The organism is Actinacidiphila paucisporea, assembly GCF_900142575.1.
GTDB classification, from domain to species: domain Bacteria; phylum Actinomycetota; class Actinomycetes; order Streptomycetales; family Streptomycetaceae; genus Actinacidiphila; species Actinacidiphila paucisporea.
The window spans coordinates 604,860-621,121 of record NZ_FRBI01000002.1 but is presented as its reverse complement, the minus strand read 5'-3'; the positions used below and the strand labels follow the sequence as shown (position 1 = coordinate 621,121).

Below are 16,262 nucleotides of genomic sequence, written 5' to 3'. Positions count from 1 at the left end.
CGAAACCGCCCGGGCCGGCCGGGAATGCCGCCCCCGACCGGCACCCCGGCGCCCGTACTCCCGCCGCAGACCGTCGCGAGCGCGGCGGCTCCCGACCCGGCCCTGGAGCCGGAGGGGGCACGCGTGCTGGGGTGGAGGACCGCGCGCGCCGGCACGGCCGGCGGTCAGGAGGCGAGCCGGATCTCCCTGAACCACTTGGTGAGGAAGGCCGCGAGGAAGACGGCGTGCACGGCGAAGAACGCCAGGTAGGCGTAGCGGAAGGCATCCTGGCTGCCGAGCAGCAGGAAGACGGCGCAGAAGACCCCGTAGTCGACCGGGAGCAGGGCGACGGCGCGCAGGCGTGACGGGGCGGCGTCCCCGGCCTTGGACTTCGGCTTGAGCTTGTCAGCGAGCAGACCGCCGAAGAAGATCATCACGGCGGCCAGCTGGAAGCCCAGCGGGAGCAGCAGCCAGCCGTCGCCCGGCAGGGCGAAGTGCCGGTAGAAGGTGATCAGCACGGCCGCGTGCAGAGCGGTGATCTTCGCGCAGTCCACGACATGGTCCAGCCACTCCCCCGCGGGGCCGCCCGTCCCGAGCAGCCGGGCGAGCTGCCCGTCGGCCGAGTCGAACGCGAACCCAACCGCGAGCGCCCCCCACACCGCCACGGCCAGCCCCCACGACGGCGCCGCCACCGCGAGCGCGGCGATCCCCGCACCGCTGAAGGCCCCGCTGACCAGTGTCACCTGGTTGGGCGTCATCCGGGCGCGGTACGCCCCCGCGGCAAGCAGCCGCCCGACGGGCCGGTTCACGTACCGCGAGTACAGCGATACGCCTTTGGCGCCCTTCTGCGCCCCCGCGAGCCGCCGCAGCGCCTCCCCGTACCCCAGCCGGGGCGCCGCGGGCGCCGGTATGGCCTGGTCAGTTGGTGCCGATGTCATGTGGCCCCCCACTCATCTCTCCTCGTCCGGCGATCCGGACCCGACAGCAACGACCCCTCACGGGCCGATGACCCCGCGCGCAACCACCCACCGCCTGCTGGTCCGGACGACAGCAACAGCCCCTGCGGCGCGCGCCCTGCCCCGGAGGGTGCCCCCCAGGGGCGCGGGGAACTGCGCGCGCAACCCACCACCACCCGGTGATCCGGACACGACAGCAACAGCCCCCCTCGCACGGTGACGACCCGCAGCCGGTCGACGGCTGGTCGCGCCCACGCGGCGCCAGCCGCACATCGGATGCAGCCCCGCGCCCCCGTGGGCTGCCCTCCGCGGCAGAGGGCGCCCACCCGGGGCGAGGGCTCATGATGGCAGGGGCACCGCCCCTGCCGATACGGCATTCGTGGGACCCCCGCCCACCCCAGTGCGATAAATCAGACATTACGTCTTAAAGTGGCGCCGATGTCGATCTCACGTCGCAACCTCCTCCAGGTGACCGCCTCCGGGGCCCTGCTGTCCGGCTGCACCGCCGGCACGGCCGCCCGCTCGGGGCCGGGTCCCGTGCTGCCGTCGACGGCAACCCCGGCGGCAGCCGCCGGTCTGCCCGATCAGATCGAGCACGGCCCGCGCACCCGGCCGCAAGTGGCGCTCACCTTTCACGGGCAGGGCAATCCGGACGAGGCGGAGACGTTGCTGGCGGCGGCCGAGCGGTCCGGCGCGCGGGTCACCGTACTGGCCGTGGGCGACTGGCTCGACGCGTATCCGAAGCTGGCCGCCCGCGTGCTGGCCGGCGGCCACGAACTGGGGAACCACACGCAGACGCACGGCGACATCGGCGCCATGGACGCCGATGCCGCCACCGCCGAGATCGAGAACTGCGCCCGCCGGCTGCGGCAGCTGACCGGCACGCCCGGGCGGTGGTTCCGGCCGTCGCAGGCGCGGCTGACGACACCGCTGGTGGTCTCACTCGCGAAGAAGGCGGGCTATCCGCACGTGCTGTCGTACGACGTGGACCCGCTGGACTACACCGACCCCGGCGCGGAGGCGGTCCGTTCCGCCGTGGCCGCCCAGGCCGGGCCCGGCTCGGTGGTCTCGCTGCACTTCGGGCACGCCGGCACCGTCGCCGCGCTGCCCGGGATCCTCGACGACCTGCACCGCCGCGGGCTGCGCGCGGTCACGACCTCGGAGCTGCTGACCTGATGCGCCGCCACCTGACTCCCCTGCGCCGCCGCGCGGCCGTCACCGCCGTCGCCGTCGCCGTCGCCGTCCTGGCCGCCGGGTGCGGCGACAGCGGCAACCGGTCGCTGGCCCCCTCCCCCGCCCAGCGGGCGATCGCCGCGCAGGCGGCCGCCGCCGCGGCCGCGGCCAGGGAGCAGCACCTCGCCGCCGTCGCGCACCCGGGGCTGGCCGGGATGCCGCCGCTGATCGACCAGCACGACGTCTACGCGGCCGACCGCCCCGGCGCCCTGTCCCCGGTCGTACGCGGCTTCCCCTCCCTGGTCTACGTGCCCAACACCGGGTCCGACACCGTCTCGGTCATCGACCCGAAGACGTACAAGGTGGTCAGGACCATCCCGGTGGGGCGCCAGCCGCAGCACGTCGTGCCGTCCTGGGACCTGCGGACGCTGTGGGTCAACAACGATGTCGGCAACAGCCTCACCCCGATCGACCCGGCCAACGGCCACGTGGGCAAGCCCGTCGACGTGCACGACCCGTACAACCTCTACTTCACCCCGGACGGCAAGTACGCGATCGTGATGGCCTCGCTCGACCGCCAGCTGGTCTTCCGCGACGCGCACACCATGGCGGTCAGGAAGGTCGTGCCGGTCGACTGCTACGGCGTCAACCACGCCGACTTCTCGCCGGACGGCCGCTACTTCATCGTCTCCTGCGAATTCTCCGGCGAACTGCTGAAGGTCGACACCGCCGCGATGAAGGTCATCGGCCAGCAGCGGCTGCCGCTCGACGGCGCGATGCCGCAGGACGTCAAGATCTCACCGGACGGCAGCACCTGGTACGTCGCCGACATGGCCGCCAACGGTGTCTGGACGATGAACGGCGACACCTTCTCCAAACCGGTGCTGCTGCCCACCGGCAAGGGCGCCCACGGCCTGTACGTCTCACGCGACTCGAAGTACCTCTACGTCACCAACCGCGGCGAGGGCTCCATCTCCCTGCTGGACTTCGCCACCGGCAGGCTCGCCGCCAAGTGGCACATCGACGGCGGCGGCAGCCCCGACATGGGCGGCGTCTCGGCCGACGGCAAGGTCCTGTGGCTCACCGGCCGCTACGACGCCGAGGTCTACGCCATCGACACGGCCACCGGCCGCACCCTGGCCAAGATCCCGGTCGGCGCCGGCCCGCACGGCCTCGCGGTCTACCCCCAGCCGGGCCGCTACTCCCTGGGCCACACGGGCATCTTCCGCTGAGGCCGCGGCCGAGGCCGAGGCCAGAGCTGAGGCCGAAGCTACGGCTGACGCTGCGCCGGGAGGGCTCGGGCCAGGTGGGTGGCGGCGGTGGCGCGGGGGGCGGAGCCCTGGGTGTGGCGGACGGGGTGGACGGTGTTGGCCAGCAGGACGAGGTAGGCGCCCGACGCGGGGTCGAGGACCAGGCTCGTCCCGGTGAATCCGGTGTGGCCCAGGGCGCCCCGGCCGGCGAGGGCGCCCATGAACCAGGCCTGGTCGCGCTCGAAGCCGAGGTCGGGGTCCAGCGGGAGGGTGCCGTCGAGGAGGGCGGTGGCGAAGAGCGCCAGGTCCCAGGCGGTGGAGAAGAGGCCGGCGTGGCCGGCGACGCCGCCCATGGCGTAGGCGTTCTCGTCGTGGACGGTGCCGCGCACCATGCCGCGGTCGAGTTTGGCCCAGGGGCGGCGCTGGTCCTCGGTGGCGGCGGTGCGGTCCTGCCAGGAGGGCGGCGGGGCGAAGCGGGTGGAGGCCATGCCCAGGGGGGTGGTGATGCCGTCGGCGACGAGGCGGTCCAGCCGTACGCCGGTGATCCGCTCCAGGACGGTCTGGGTCAGCAGCAGGTTCAGGTCGGAGTAGCAGCGCCGGGTGCCCGGCGGGGTGAGCGGCTGCTCGGCGGCGAGCCGGGCGGCACGTTCCGCGGGTCCTGGCAGGTCGTAGAGCGGGAGTTCGGGGCGCAGGCCGGAGGTGTGGGTGAGCAGGTGGCGCAGGGTGAGGCCGGGCACCAGGCCGGGGACGTACGCGGTCAGCGGGCGGTCCGGGTCGAGGGTGCCGGCCCGGATCTGCTGGACGGCGGCGACCGCGGTGAAGAGCTTGGTGAGCGAGGCCAGGTCGAAGACGGTGTCGGGCCGCATCGGCACCCGCCGCGCGGGCGGCAGCTCCACCCCGCGCCCGGCGGGCTCGTCGTAGGAGCGGTAGCGCACCGCCCAGCCGACCGCCTCGTGCAGGGCCACGACGGGGCCGCGCCCGGCCAGCACGACGGCGCCCGCACACCACGCGGGGCCGGCCGCCGGCTCCAGCGCGGCGGACAGCGAAGGGACGATCAGGCCGATCTCGTCGGCGTCGAGGCCCGCTTCAGGGCAGGTACCTCTCGACAGCGGCTCGGCCATGCTCCTCCAGATCCTTGCGGGCCTTCTCGATCAGCTCCGGTGTGCAGTCCCGGCCGGAGGCCATGACCAGGTCCTCCGGATCGACGGCGCTCTCGGCACCGGTGTGCAGGGAGCTGTCGGCTGTCTTGAACGCCCAGGTGCGTTCGTCCGGATCGGACATCGCTTCCTCCTGATGGCCTCAGGCCGTTCGCCTCGTCGGCCTACGGTCCCTCCACGGTACGTCGGCCGGGCACGCACAGCCCGACGAAGGCCGCGCAGGCGATGACGGTGCAGGTCAGTTGGGTGACGGCCATGGGTACCGCGGTGCCGTCGCCGGCGATCCCGGCGAGCGGCGCGATCAGGGCGCCGACCAGGAAGGACGAGGTGCCGATGAGCGCGGAGGCGGCGCCGGCGTTCCGTTTGGTGCGCAGCAGCGCCTGCGTGTTGGTGGTGGGCAGCACCAGGCCCATCGACGCCATCAGCACGAACAGCGCGGCGGCGATCTCGGTGAGCGACGCCCGGCCGACGACGCCGGTGGTGAGCAGGACGAGCGCCGCGGACGCGGCGGTGATCAGCACCAGGCCGACCGCGAGCACCCGGTCCATCGGGACCCGGCCGACCAGCACCTTGCCGTTGAGCTGGCCGATGCCGACGATGCCGATCGAGTTCAGGCCGAACAGCAGGCTGAAGGTCTGCGCCGAGGCGCCGTAGATGTCCTGGACGACGAAGGACGACGCGGACACGTACGTGAACAGGGCCGCGAAGCCGAAGCTGCCGGCGATGACGTAACCGGTGAAGGCGCGGTCGGCGAGCAGGCCGCGGAAGGCGCTGAAGGTGCCGGCCAGCTCGCCGGAGTGGCGTTCCTCGGGCGGCAGGGTCTCGCCGAGGAAGCGCCAGACCACGGCGGTGAGCAGGATGCCGATGGCGGTGCAGACGACGAAGACCCCGCGCCAATCGGTGAGCTGCAGGATCTGGCCGCCGATGACCGGGGCGACGATCGGGGCGACCCCGGAGATGAGCAGCAGGGTGGAGAAGAAGCGCGCCATCTCCACGCCGTCGTAGAGGTCACGGACGATCGCCCGGGAGATCACGATGCCGGCGGCGCCGGCCAGGCCCTGGAGCAGGCGGAAGCCGACCAGCAGCGGGGCGGTGGGCGCGAAGGCGCAGACGGCGGTGGCCAGGACGTAGACGACCATGCCGATCAGCAGCGGTCCGCGGCGCCCGAAGCGGTCGCTGAGCGGTCCGACCACCAGCTGGCCGAGCGCCATGCCGGCCAGGCACGCGGTGAGGGTGAGCTGGACGGTGGACGTGGTGCTGTCCAGGGCGGTGGTGACCTGCGGCAGCGCGGGCAGGTACATGTCCATGGACAGCGGCGGCAGCGCGGTGAGCCCGCCCAGTACCAGGGTGACGAGCATGCCGACGCGGGCCTGGCGGCCGGCGCTGGGGGTGAGGGTGGCGGAAGCGGTCGGGGCGTTGGCCTGAACGGGGGTTCTCGGCCCGGCGTCCTGCACGGTGACACTCTCCATCGGGGTCGTTGAATCGTTGCCTATTCTTTCAGTGATCGGGGACGGCCAAGACCATGTTGTGGGGCATCGATGAGTGATGTGAAGCGCACCATCCGCTGGGGAATCCTGGCGACCGGCGGCATCGCCGCGACCTTCACCGAGGCGCTGGCCACCGTGCCGGACGCCGAGGTGGTGGCGGTCGGCTCGCGCAGCCCGGAGGGCGCCAAGGCCTTCGCCGAGCGGTACGGGATCGCGCGGGCGTACGGCAGTTGGGCCGAACTGGCCGCGGACGACGCGGTCGACGTCGTCTACGTGGCCACCCCGCACTCCGCGCACCGGGCGGCCGCCGGGCTGTGCCTGGAGGCGGGCAAGGCGGTGCTCTGCGAGAAGGCGTTCACGCTCAACTCGCGTGAGGCGCGGGAGCTGGTCGAACTGGCCGAGGACCGCGGGCTGTTCCTGATGGAAGCCATGTGGACGTACTGCAACCCGCTGATACGCCACCTGGCCGCGGTCGTCGCCGACGGTGCGATCGGTGAGATCAGGACCGTCTCCGCCGCCTTCGGCTTCGGCGGCGACTTCCCGCCCGAGCACCGGCTGCGCGATCCCGCGCAGGGCGGCGGCGCGCTGCTCGACCTGGGCGTCTACCCGGTGTCCTTCGCGCAACTGCTGCTCGGCGAGCCGGACACCGTGCAGGCCTGGGCGCACCTGACGCCCGAGCGCGTCGACGACAACACCGGCATCCTGCTCGGCTGGAATGACGGCGCCCTGGCCACCTTGACCTGCACCTTCACCGCGGACACCGGTGCGCCGGCGACGATCACCGGCACCCGGGGGCGGATCGAGATCCCCGAGGGCTTCTTCAACCCCGACCACTTCACCCTGCACCGGCAGGGCGAGACCCCGCACACCGTGCACTTCGCCGACCTCGCGGACGACGGCGTGACGCGCGGCACGATGCGCTACGAGGCCGCGGAGGTGACGCGCTGCCTCCAGCAGGGCCTGACGCAGTCCCCGCTGGTGCCGCTGGCCGGCACGCTGTCGGTGATGCGCACGCTGGACACGGTGCGCGAGCGGATCGGGGTGCGCTACCCGGGGGTCGACTGACCCCTGCGGGACTACCGGGCGCCGTGCCCCGGCGCGACGGCGGCGACGCGGTCGGCGAGCCCGAAGTCCTTCCCGGTCAGCCGGCCGCCGGCCGCGTGGGTGGTGATCTCCAGCCGGAGCGTGTCGTAGCCGAGGGTGAGGTCGGAGTGGTGGTCCAGCTCGGCCTGGATGCCGGCGATGTGCAGCGCGAAGATCGCCGCCGGCAGGTGGTCGAGGTGGTACGTCCGCCGGAGCGTGCGTCCGCCCTCGTCCACGGTCCAGCCCGGCAGCCGGGCCAGGCGGGCACTGATCTCTTCCGCGGACAGCGGCTCTGCGTAGGGCATGCTCCCATGCTCCCACCCACCCCCCTGCGCCACCACGCGACGCCGTGCCCCCACGGCTGGGGGTTGCTCCCAGGGGCGCCCCCTGCCGCGGAGGGCTACCCCCAGGCGAAGCTCTGGGGGAGAACTGCGCGCTCAGCCGGCCACCGGCCGGTGGTCCGGGAACGGCAGCAACAGCCCCTTCCGGACGGTGACGACGTACAGCCCGTCAACGGCTGAGCGCGCAGTTCCCCGCGCCCCCCGGGGAGGCACCCTCCTGCCACAGCGGCCCGCAGGGCTATTCGTCGGGTGGGGGCGGGGCCTTCGGGGCCCAGGGGGTGAAGTGGACCGGGAGGGTGGTCAGGGAGCGTTGGAAGGGGCCGGGGCGCCAGCGCAGGTCGGCGGCCGGGGTGGCGAGTCGCATGTCGCACAGCCGGCTGGTGAGCTGCTCCACCGCCGAGATGGCGATCAGCAGTGCCGGCTGCCGGGCCGGGCAGCTGTGCGGGCCGGCGCTCCACGCGAGGTGCGCACTCTCGCTGGCACCCCACGCGTCGGTCTCGCCGCCCGGCGAGGACTGGCCGTTGGCGGCCGCGTAGGAGACCAGGACCAGCTGGCCCGCGCGCAGGCCCACGCCGTGGAAGGTCGTGTCGTAGCGCACGTAGTAGCCGGACGACGTGGACTGCGGCGGGTTGCGCCACAGCACCTCGTTGATGGCCTCGTGGGCGGTCATGGCGCCGGCGTAGACGGAGCCGTCGTAGCGGGGATCGGCGAGCATGTGGAGCAGGGTGTTCGCGATGAGGTTCGCGGTGAACTCGTAGCCGCCGCTGAAGGTGACGGCGATCTGCATGATCGTCTCGGCGTCGTCGAGGCCGGCCGGGTGCTGGACGAAGTACGACGTCAGGTCGCGCCGCGGGCGGGTGCGGCGCTCGGCGACCAGGCCGCCGATGATCCCGGTCAGGTCGGCGGTCGCGGCCCGGGCGTCGGCGCCCGAGGCGAACATCGTGGCGAGCCGGTCGGCCAGCGCCTCGCCCTGGGCGTCGGGAACGCCGAACCAGGTGTTGAAGACCCGCAGCGGCAGCTGCCTGGCGTAACCGGTGACGAGGTCGGCGCGGCCCGCGGCGGCGAACCGCCCGATGAGCGCGGCGGCGGCGTCGGCGACCTGCGTCTGCAGCAGGTGCGGGCCGAGCAGGCCGAGGCTGTCGCCGATGACCTTGCGGTAGCGCGCGTGGGTGTCGCCGTCGGAGAAGGCGACGGCGGGGCGGTAGCCGAGCACCGAGCGGACCGGGGAGTCCTCCGGAATGGTGTCGGGCCAGGGCCGCGGGTCCTTGGAGAAGGTGTGGGTGTCGCGCAACACGTCGAGCGCGGCCTGGTAGTCGGTGACCAGCACCGCCTCCGCGCCGGGGGCGATCTCGACCCGGGTCAGCGGCCCCTGGCGGCGCAGCCGCTCGTAGTGGCGCCCGGGGTCGGTGGCGAAGTCCTCGCCGTACAGCGCGGGCAGCGTACCGGCGGTCATGGCGCGTCCTGGGGCAGTCGGGTCAGTACGTACTCGGCGAGTGCGATGAGCGTGCCGATGCTGTCGCGGCGGTTGCGGGCGTCGCACTGCACCAGCGGCGTCTCGGGCGCCAGGTCGAGGTGCTTGCGCAGCACCTCGTCGCTGTGCGCGGGGGCGCCGGGGAAGCGGTTGACGGCGACGGCGTAGGGCAGGCCCTGCTCCTCGACCATGTCCATCACCGGGAAGGAGTCGGCCAGCCGCCGGGTGTCGGCCATCACCAGGGCGCCGAGCGCGCCGCGGGCGATGTCCTGCCACAGCGGGAAGAAGCGTTCCTGGCCGGGCGTGCCGAACAGGTAGAGCACCAGGTCGCCGGGGACGGTGAGCCGCCCGAAGTCGACGGCGACGGTGGTCGTGGACTTCTCGGGCAGGCCGCGCAGGTCGTCGAGTCCCGCGCTGGAGCTGGTCATCACCTCCTCGGTGTGCAGGGTGGGGATCTCCGAGAGGGTGCGGATCAGCGTGGTCTTGCCCACGCCGAAGGGGCCGGTGACGACCAGCTTCATCAGGGTCTGCCCGGTCGAGGGCAGATACCGGACCGTCCCGGGACCCGCCTGGGGGCCCGTCGCGGGCGCCGCTGCGGCGTCCGGCTCGGGCCGCGGTTCTGCGACCGGCGCGGTCGCGGGTTCAGGGGAGGGCACGGAGTCCAACGAGCAGCCTCTCGATGAGCGTTCGGTCGATCGCCTCGGCCTTGGGGACCGGGGACCGCGCGAGCAGATGACCGCCGCCGACCAGGTCGGCGGCCAGGAAGACGGTGGCGCTGACGGGCAGCCCGAGGTGGGCCGCGCACTCCACCACGGTCAGCGCGCCGGGGCGCAGCAGCGTCCACAGCCTGCGGTGTTCGGGCCCGAAGTCCATCTCCGGCGGCTGCTGGTCGGTGGACACCAGCACCGTCAGCCGGTCGAAGTCGGCGGTGCCCCGCGGGCGTTCGCGGCCGCCGGTGGCCAGGTACGCCGGGACCAGGCGGCGCCCCCGGCCGCCTGGTGTCCCGGGTTCCGGCGTGGTGGCCGCTCCTGAAGTGCCGGGCCTGCCGGGTGTCATGGCCGGTCGGCTGCGTCCGGCTCGCGGGCGGGTGCGCTCATCGCTCGGGCGAGTGCGGCGACCTGCACCTGCATCTGGTAGGCGATGTTGCCCAGTTGGGTGTCGGGGGCCGCGAAGACCGCCAGCGAGGTGTTCTGCCCGGCGGGGACGACGATGGCGAAGCCCTGCTCGGACTCCACCACGGTCTGCGCCAGCCGCGGCGACTCGACCTCGGTGAAGGCGGTGGTGAAGGCGCGGGCCGAGGCGTGCAGAGTGGCGGTCATCGCGGCCACCCGTTCCGCGGCGGCCCGGTCGAGGCCGGGCGAGGAGCCTTCCAGCAGGCCGTCGCCGGTGGCGATCAACGCGTGCTGGACGCCCGGCAGTTCGAGCAGCGGTTCCAGCACCCAGGCCAGATCCTCTGCCATGGGTCGGCGGGTGGTCATGAACGGTCGTCTCCTTGCTCGTCGCCTGCGGCGGATCCCCCGGCCGCGGTCCTGCCGCTGGTGGTACCGACGGCCGTACCGCTGCCTGCCGCGGACCTGCCGCTGCGGGTGCCGTCCTGGAGGGCGCCCCACAGCGCGCCCGCCTGCTCTGGTGTGCGCGCCACGGGTGCCTCGGCGGCCGGCGGGACCGGTGCGACGGGGCGTGCGGCGGCGGTTCTCGGGCTGCGGCGGCGGCGCGAGGGCAGCGGGGTGGCCTCGACCACCGGCCCGTCGTCCGCCGGGTCCTCGGCGGGCCTGGCCGGGGCCGCCGTCTCGGCCGGGGCGGGTACCAGCACGGACAGCGTGTGCTCCTCGTCCAGGACGGTCAGCAGCTCGGCCGGCACCCGCAGCATCGCGCGGACCCCGCCGTAGGGCGAGGACTCGACGTGGCAGGAGAAGCCGTACTGCCGTACCAGCCGGCCCACCACGGCGAAGCCGGCCTGCGGCGGGTTGCCCAGCTCGGTCAGCAGCAGCACCTCGGGGCCGGCGAGCAGCCGCCGGGCGCGGGCCAGCGTCTCCTCGTCCATGCCGATGCCGCCGTCGTCCACCACGATGAGTGCGCCGCGCCCGCCGCTCTGCTGGATCGTCACCGGCACCGCGGTGTCGGGGTGCGAATACGACGTCGCGTTGGCCAGCAGCTCGGCGACCGCGATGGCCAGCGGCTCGGCGGCCCGCGCGACCACCGCGAGGCGCTGCTCGCGCAGGTGGTTGGACATCTTGATGCGGGCGTAGCCGGCTACCCGGGACTGGGCGCCGATCACGACCTCGGCGAGCGGCGAGTCGCTGCGGGCCAGGCCCGGCCAGGCCTCGCAGAGCACTGCGGTGGCCTGAATACGCCGCAGCGCGAGCTCGTTGCGGAAGTCCAGTTCGAGCAGCCGCGGGTCGTCCAGCTCGTGCTGGAGGTCCTGCAGGACGCTCTGCGTCTGGTAGAGCAGCGACTGCACCTTGGCGGTGGCGCCGCGCATCGCGGCCCTGGCCGCCGCGTCGACCCGGTCGCGCTCGCCGGCCGCGGCCGCGCTGGTCGCCGACAGCACGTCCCGCATCGCCTTGGCCAGGGTGGCGTTGGCCTCCTGAGGGTGCAGCAGGCCGGGGACCGGGGCGTGCTCATGGGTCAGCGCGAGGACGGCGGCCGGGATGCGGTCCGCGGCGAGGAAGCGCAACTCCTCGATGGCGATCCGCAGTTGCTCGTCGGCGTTCTTGGCCCTGACCTCCGCGGTCTGGACCGTGGTGCGCGCCATCCGTACCAACTGGGCATCCCGCACATGTCTGAGGCCCGACCAGATGCCACCGACGACGGCGGCCAAGAGAACACCGATGAATGCGAAGAGCACGACGCGACCCCACCCCAGAACTGTCTTGAAGCGTGATTATGCCGTGGCGAAATCCCGCCACAAGGTTCGGCGACAAAATTTGTTGCAGATTCGTGTACTTCCGAACGTCGGGAGGTCAACTCCGTACGCACGCGGGACGGGTGGTACGGGAGCGCGTACGCCTGTCGCCGTGCGCTCAGCCGGGGGCGGGGGCGGGGGCGGGGGCGGCCAACTCGGCCCAGGCCAGCGTCCCGCCGGGGCCGACGTGGCGGCCGTGGGCCTGCGCAAGTGCCTGGACCAGCGCCAGGCCGCGCCCCCCGTCGCCGGGGTCGCGCTGCAGCGGCGAGCCGCATGGGCCGCCGTCGGCGACCTCGACCCGTACGGTGCCGCAGGACAGCCGCTCCACGTGCAGGCACACCGCGGGCAGCGCGTGGTTCAGCGCGTTGGTGACCAGCTCCGATATCACCAGGACCACGTCGTCCGCGGTCTCCTCGGGCACCTGCCACCCGGCGAGCACGGCCCGCGCGGACCTGCGGGCGTCGCCGCCGGCCTCGGGCCGGTGCGGCAGCGGCAGGCAGCCGATGCCGGCGTCGACCCGGGTGCCGGTTTCCGCGCCGGTCCCCGACCCGCCCGTCCCCGGGTCCGCCGCCGAGTCGCCGGCGCCGCTCCCGGCGGGGTGCGGTCCACCGCCGCCCCGGGGGCGGGCCGGCCACGCGAGGCGCGACTGGCCGCGGCCGGCCCACTTCGGCGAGGACGCCGGGCAGGCGGCCGGGAGTGCTGGGTCTGGGGAGAGGATGCGCATGTCGATACCTGGCGGGTAGGCGGGTCCCGGTCCGCCGCCGGTGGGCGGCGGCCCGGCACGGATGCGTGACGCTCCTGCGTCGGGGGCCGGTTTCGTCACCTCGTACGGGCGCGGTGGCGGCACACGGCCGCAGGCTCGGTTCGCTGCTTCCACCTGCGGCCTATTCGTTGTCGATCACCACAATACGACTGAATACGAAAAACACACCAGCCTGACGGCGGCAATGTTCCCCCAGCGGCACCGGAGGGGCAGCGCCGCAGGTCAGGGCAGTGCGGGGAACGGGAAAAGCGGCAGCCCCGGCGTACCGGAAGGCACATACCTTCGGTACGCCGGGGCTTTTCGGTCGCGCTCAGTGACCGCGCGCCGCGGTCAGCGACCGCCGGCCGCGCGAGCCGCCCGCAGGCGAGCGGGTCACCCGGCGTCGTCCGGGCACAGGTGCAGGGCCAGGACGTTGTCGCCGCTGACGGCCACCCGCACCCTGCCCAGCGTGCCGGTGTCGCCGCTGTTGGCGACCCGGAAGTCGCTGCCGGCGTTCTCGCCGTTGCGGAAGGCCGCGTCGTCCAGCGCGAAGGTCGCGGTCTTCCAGGTGTCGGTTCCGGTCTTGGCCACCGACGTCGACTGCTTGTACGCGCCCGCCGTCGAGTCGTACTGCAGGCTCCAGCTGCCGGTGCCGTGGTCGTAGTAGTCGATGGTGACGGCCGCGTGGTAGGCGCCGCCCGGGACGACGGTGTTGTCGATGTCGAAGTACTCGAACGGCGAGCCGTCCGTGGTGGACCGCCCGCTGCGGCCGCCCAGGGTGACCGGCACGGTGTGCCCGTCGCCGTTGTCGCGGAAGCGCAGCCCGCACTCGGTGTCGGTGGCGCCGAGCGTGTCGCAGGCCGTGGCCGCGCCGTCCGCGGCCGGTACGGTCACCACGACCGCGCCGCCGGGCAGCGACGTGCCCGCCGCCGTACGGAAGGCGACCTTCACCGGGTGGTAGCCCGAGGGGGTGTCCGCCGCGACCGAGATGGTGACGGGCACGGTGGCACGGTCGGCGTGCCGCAGGTCCAGGGTGCCGGACGACGGGGTCACCGTGACGCCCGGCACGTCGGAGGCCGCACTCCAGCGCACCGTCCCCGCGTGCCCGGCCAGGATGGAGGCGCCCACCGTCGCAGGCAGGCTGCTGCCGCCGGGAGTCACCTGGGTGCCGGTCGGCGTCAGGTAGCCGACCGCGGGCACCTCACCGGTGCGGTACGACGGCGGAGCCGCCTCGGCGCTCGTGGCCCAGTGGGTGTCGGGCCTGGTGGACAGGTCGACGTCCAGGTCGCCGCCGCGGGTCGCGAAGGACGCGGGCAGCGCGGTGGACTCGAAGTGCCGCCCGTCCAACCGCATTCCGGTGACGTAGGGCGCCTTGTCGGCGGCCTTCGGCGCGTCGATCGTGATCCGGTGGCCGTTGCCCAGGCTGATCACCGCCCGCTTGACCAGCGGGCTGTCGAGCACCAGCGTCGGGGTGCCCGGGGTGGCCGGCATCATGCCGAGCGCCGCCCACACGTACTCCGACGACAGCGCTCCGTTGTCGTCGTTGCCGGGCAGCCCGTCGGGCGCGGTGGTGAACAGCTCGGTCTCGAACCGCCGCGCGACCTCCTGGGTCTTCCACGGCCGGCCGACGTAGTCGTACATCCACGGTGTCGTGGTGTCGATCTCGTTGCCCGCCCAGTCGTAGGGCAGGTTGCCGCCCGCGTTGAGCCGGCTGAAGTAGTCGTCGAGGCGCGGGATCACCTTGGCGTTGCCGCCCATCGCGGCGACCAGGCCCGCGATGTTCTGCTGCACCGAGAAGTTGTACTGCGCCGCGTTGCCCTCGTCGTAGCCGTCCTGGCCGAAGGCGCCGGCCGGCGGGGCCTGGAAGCCCGGTCCTGCCGGGAAGGCGCCGTTGTCGTCGCGCGGGCGCAGGTAGTTGGTGGCCGGGTCGAAGATGTTCTGCCAGTTGTTGCCGCGCACCGCGTACTCGGCGGCGGTGGCGCGGTCGCCGGCCTTCGCCGCGAGCTGCGAGATCGCGAAGTCGTCGGTGGACCACTCCAGGGTCTCCGAGGCGCCCTGCAAGCCGTGGTCGCCCTGCGAGGTGCTGTTGTTGGGCGCGTAGCCGAGCCGTACGTAGTCCTCGACGCCGGGGCGCTCCACCCAGCCCCAGCCGACCTTCTGCGACTGCGTCGCGGCCTTCTCCATGATCGGCAGCGCGTCCTTGACGTCCACGCCGGTCGCGCCGAAGGCGACGTACTGCGCGAAGAGCGGCACCCCGTTGTCACCGTTCATGACGTTGCCCGTCATGTTCTGCGACGGCCACTTGGGCCACCAGCCGCCCTGCTGCTGGGCGTCCCGCAGCAGGGAGTTGGCCATGTCGCCGGCCTCGCGCGGGTAGAGCATCGTCTGCAGCGGGGCCAGCGAGCGGTAGATGTCCCAGTCGGAGAAGGTCGCGTACTGGGTGTGCCCGCGGGGCACCTGGTGGATCACGTTGTCGAAGCCGATGTAGCGGCCGTCCACGTCGTTGAAGACGCTCGGCGACTGCAGCGAGCGGTACAACGAGGTGTAGAAGGTGGTCAGTTCCTCGTCGGAGGCGCCGCCCACCGACACCTTGCGCAGGGCGTCCCGCCACGCGTCCCTGGTCTGCCCCTGGACCCGCCCGACACTCCACCCCGGGATCTCCGCCGTGGCGTTGGCCGCCGCACCGGCCGTACTCACGTACGACATGCCGATCTTGGCGGTGACGCTGCGGTCGGACCCGGTGTCGAAGGTCAGGTAGGCGCCGGAGCCCGAGCCGGTAGCGGTGGACGAGTCCGGGGTGACGGCCGTGCCGCCACCGGCCTTCTGCCACGTGCCGTGGGCGGTGAACGGGCGGTCGAAGGTGATGTCGAAGTACATCGTGTACTTGCTGTTGCCGCACAGCCCGCGCGGTGTGGTGGTGCCGGAGATCTCGTGGTCGCCGACCACGTTCACCTCTGCGGCCAGGTCGCCGCCGAGACTGGTCCCCGACTTCACCAGCAACTGCGCCTGGCTGCCCGCCGGGTAGCCGAACGACGCGATGCCGGTCCTGGCGGTCGCCCCGATGTCGACCTGCACGTCCGAGTCGTCGAGGTGCACGTCGTACGAGCCGGGGGCGGCCTGCTCGTCGTCGTGCGAGAAGTGCTCGGTGCGGCCGGCCGGGTCCGCGCCGACGCCGCCGGTCACCGGCAGGATCGGGATGTCCCCGAAGGACGAGCAGCCGCCGGAGAAGTGGTCGAGGCTGAAGCCCTTGATGGTGCTGTCGGTGTAGCCGTACCCGGTCGGCGCGGAGGCGGTGTCCGGGCTGAACTGCATCATCCCGAAGGGGGCGGTGACGCCGGGGAAGGTGTTCTCCCAGTCCACGCCCTTCTGGGTGCCGACGAACGTGTTGACGTACGCGGTTGGGTCGGCGACCAGCGGCGTCCCGCCGCCTCCGCCGCCCGCGCCCGCGGGCCCCGCCGCCAGCGCGGAGGGCACGGCCAGCAGACCGGCCGCGGTCACCGCTGCCGCGACCACGGCCAGCCGCCCGCGGCGGCGGCCGGTGGTGTCCCGGTGTTTCTCTCGGTGTCGGTACACGTGAGACCTTCCCTGTCACCCTGTACGGCTCTCCCGCGGGGCAGGCGTTGTCAATTAACTCCCGTGACAACGTTGTCACCCGCGCGCCCCGAGTTTTCCCCCGCGCCGCACCCGCGTCAATAGCCTCAACGGTTCCGCTGCCGCG

15 protein-coding genes are annotated in these 16,262 nt (G+C 73.3%); 3 read left to right on the top strand and 12 right to left on the bottom strand.

From position 1 onward, the window contains the following. Positions 1-164: 164 nt before the first annotated feature. On the bottom strand, positions 165-917 hold the full coding sequence (locus BUE44_RS05865) for a CDP-alcohol phosphatidyltransferase family protein (RefSeq protein ID WP_079189504.1): 753 nt from the start codon (positions 915-917) through the stop codon (positions 165-167). 456 nt (positions 918-1,373) lie between these two features. Between BUE44_RS05865 and BUE44_RS05860 the strand changes: the two genes are divergently transcribed. Beyond that, positions 1,374-2,111 (top strand): polysaccharide deacetylase family protein, encoded by a 738-nt coding sequence (locus tag BUE44_RS05860; protein WP_073494396.1) that lies wholly within the window; start codon positions 1,374-1,376, stop codon positions 2,109-2,111. Then, on the top strand, positions 2,111-3,340 hold the full coding sequence (locus BUE44_RS05855; RefSeq protein ID WP_073494394.1) for a YVTN family beta-propeller repeat protein: 1,230 nt from the start codon (positions 2,111-2,113) through the stop codon (positions 3,338-3,340). The genes BUE44_RS05860 and BUE44_RS05855 overlap by 1 nt, the downstream gene beginning before the upstream one ends. Before the next feature lie 38 nt (positions 3,341-3,378). Here BUE44_RS05855 and BUE44_RS05850 read toward each other — a convergent pair whose 3' ends face one another. The 3 genes from BUE44_RS05850 to BUE44_RS05840 are packed head-to-tail and all read right to left on the bottom strand — an operon-like array spanning position 3,379 to position 5,984. After that, a complete protein-coding gene (locus BUE44_RS05850) occupies positions 3,379-4,479 on the bottom strand; it encodes a serine hydrolase domain-containing protein (protein ID WP_073494391.1) in 1,101 nt (366 codons plus the stop codon). Further along, the gene (locus BUE44_RS05845; protein WP_073494389.1) at positions 4,445-4,639 is read right to left on the bottom strand and encodes a hypothetical protein; all 195 of its coding nucleotides are present in this window, start codon (positions 4,637-4,639) and stop codon (positions 4,445-4,447) included. The genes BUE44_RS05850 and BUE44_RS05845 overlap by 35 nt, the downstream gene beginning before the upstream one ends. 40 nt (positions 4,640-4,679) lie before the next feature. Beyond that, a complete protein-coding gene (locus tag BUE44_RS05840; RefSeq protein WP_073494387.1) occupies positions 4,680-5,984 on the bottom strand; it encodes a multidrug effflux MFS transporter in 1,305 nt (434 codons plus the stop codon). A gap of 69 nt (positions 5,985-6,053) precedes the next feature. Here BUE44_RS05840 and BUE44_RS05835 point away from each other — a divergent pair, with 69 nt between their 5' ends. Next, entirely contained in the window at positions 6,054-7,067 is a 1,014-nt protein-coding gene (locus BUE44_RS05835) for a Gfo/Idh/MocA family protein (protein WP_073494385.1), read from the top strand. Positions 7,068-7,078: 11 nt separating this feature from the next. On the opposite strand, the gene BUE44_RS05830 is transcribed toward BUE44_RS05835, so the two are convergent. The 8 genes from BUE44_RS05830 to BUE44_RS05795 form a co-directional block, all read right to left on the bottom strand. Beyond that, positions 7,079-7,390: a 4a-hydroxytetrahydrobiopterin dehydratase gene (locus BUE44_RS05830; RefSeq protein WP_073494383.1), complete on the bottom strand. Its 312-nt coding sequence runs from the start codon at positions 7,388-7,390 to the stop codon at positions 7,079-7,081. 274 nt (positions 7,391-7,664) lie between these two features. After that, positions 7,665-8,879, bottom strand: a complete 1,215-nt coding sequence (locus BUE44_RS05825; protein ID WP_073494381.1) for a cytochrome P450 family protein — start codon at positions 8,877-8,879, stop codon at positions 7,665-7,667. Continuing rightward, positions 8,876-9,418 (bottom strand): GTP-binding protein, encoded by a 543-nt coding sequence (locus tag BUE44_RS05820; RefSeq protein WP_079189522.1) that lies wholly within the window; start codon positions 9,416-9,418, stop codon positions 8,876-8,878. The genes BUE44_RS05825 and BUE44_RS05820 overlap by 4 nt, the downstream gene beginning before the upstream one ends. 121 nt (positions 9,419-9,539) lie before the next feature. Next, on the bottom strand, positions 9,540-9,953 hold the full coding sequence (locus tag BUE44_RS05815) for a DUF742 domain-containing protein (protein WP_073494379.1): 414 nt from the start codon (positions 9,951-9,953) through the stop codon (positions 9,540-9,542). Then, entirely contained in the window at positions 9,950-10,375 is a 426-nt protein-coding gene (locus BUE44_RS05810) for a roadblock/LC7 domain-containing protein (protein WP_073494377.1), read from the bottom strand. Before BUE44_RS05810 ends, BUE44_RS05815 begins: the two co-directional genes overlap by 4 nt. Beyond that, positions 10,372-11,745, bottom strand: a complete 1,374-nt coding sequence (locus BUE44_RS05805; protein ID WP_073494375.1) for an ATP-binding protein — start codon at positions 11,743-11,745, stop codon at positions 10,372-10,374. The genes BUE44_RS05810 and BUE44_RS05805 overlap by 4 nt, the downstream gene beginning before the upstream one ends. Before the next feature lie 175 nt (positions 11,746-11,920). Then, complete coding sequence (locus tag BUE44_RS35675; RefSeq protein ID WP_079189503.1) at positions 11,921-12,526, bottom strand: ATP-binding protein; 606 nt, start codon at positions 12,524-12,526, stop codon at positions 11,921-11,923. A 411-nt stretch (positions 12,527-12,937) separates the two neighbouring features. Continuing rightward, positions 12,938-16,117 carry a GH92 family glycosyl hydrolase gene (locus tag BUE44_RS05795; protein ID WP_235001915.1) on the bottom strand — a complete coding sequence of 1,060 codons (3,180 nt, stop codon included), beginning with the start codon at positions 16,115-16,117 and terminating at the stop codon, positions 12,938-12,940. Positions 16,118-16,262: the final 145 nt, after the last annotated feature.

Bases quoted from the DNA above. Each gene is read 5' to 3' on its own strand.
- BUE44_RS05865 (WP_079189504.1), bottom strand. From the start codon at position 917: ATGACATCGGCACCAACTGACCAGGCCATACCGGCGCCCGCGGCGCCC.
- BUE44_RS05860 (WP_073494396.1), top strand. From the start codon at position 1,374: ATGTCGATCTCACGTCGCAACCTCCTCCAGGTGACCGCCTCCGGGGCC.
- BUE44_RS05855 (WP_073494394.1), top strand. From the start codon at position 2,111: ATGCGCCGCCACCTGACTCCCCTGCGCCGCCGCGCGGCCGTCACCGCC.
- BUE44_RS05850 (WP_073494391.1), bottom strand. From the start codon at position 4,479: ATGGCCGAGCCGCTGTCGAGAGGTACCTGCCCTGAAGCGGGCCTCGAC.
- BUE44_RS05845 (WP_073494389.1), bottom strand. From the start codon at position 4,639: ATGTCCGATCCGGACGAACGCACCTGGGCGTTCAAGACAGCCGACAGC.
- BUE44_RS05840 (WP_073494387.1), bottom strand. From the start codon at position 5,984: ATGGAGAGTGTCACCGTGCAGGACGCCGGGCCGAGAACCCCCGTTCAG.
- BUE44_RS05835 (WP_073494385.1), top strand. From the start codon at position 6,054: ATGAGTGATGTGAAGCGCACCATCCGCTGGGGAATCCTGGCGACCGGC.
- BUE44_RS05830 (WP_073494383.1), bottom strand. From the start codon at position 7,390: ATGCCCTACGCAGAGCCGCTGTCCGCGGAAGAGATCAGTGCCCGCCTG.
- BUE44_RS05825 (WP_073494381.1), bottom strand. From the start codon at position 8,879: ATGACCGCCGGTACGCTGCCCGCGCTGTACGGCGAGGACTTCGCCACC.
- BUE44_RS05820 (WP_079189522.1), bottom strand. From the start codon at position 9,418: ATGAAGCTGGTCGTCACCGGCCCCTTCGGCGTGGGCAAGACCACGCTG.
- BUE44_RS05815 (WP_073494379.1), bottom strand. From the start codon at position 9,953: ATGACACCCGGCAGGCCCGGCACTTCAGGAGCGGCCACCACGCCGGAA.
- BUE44_RS05810 (WP_073494377.1), bottom strand. From the start codon at position 10,375: ATGACCACCCGCCGACCCATGGCAGAGGATCTGGCCTGGGTGCTGGAA.
- BUE44_RS35675 (WP_079189503.1), bottom strand. From the start codon at position 12,526: ATGCGCATCCTCTCCCCAGACCCAGCACTCCCGGCCGCCTGCCCGGCG.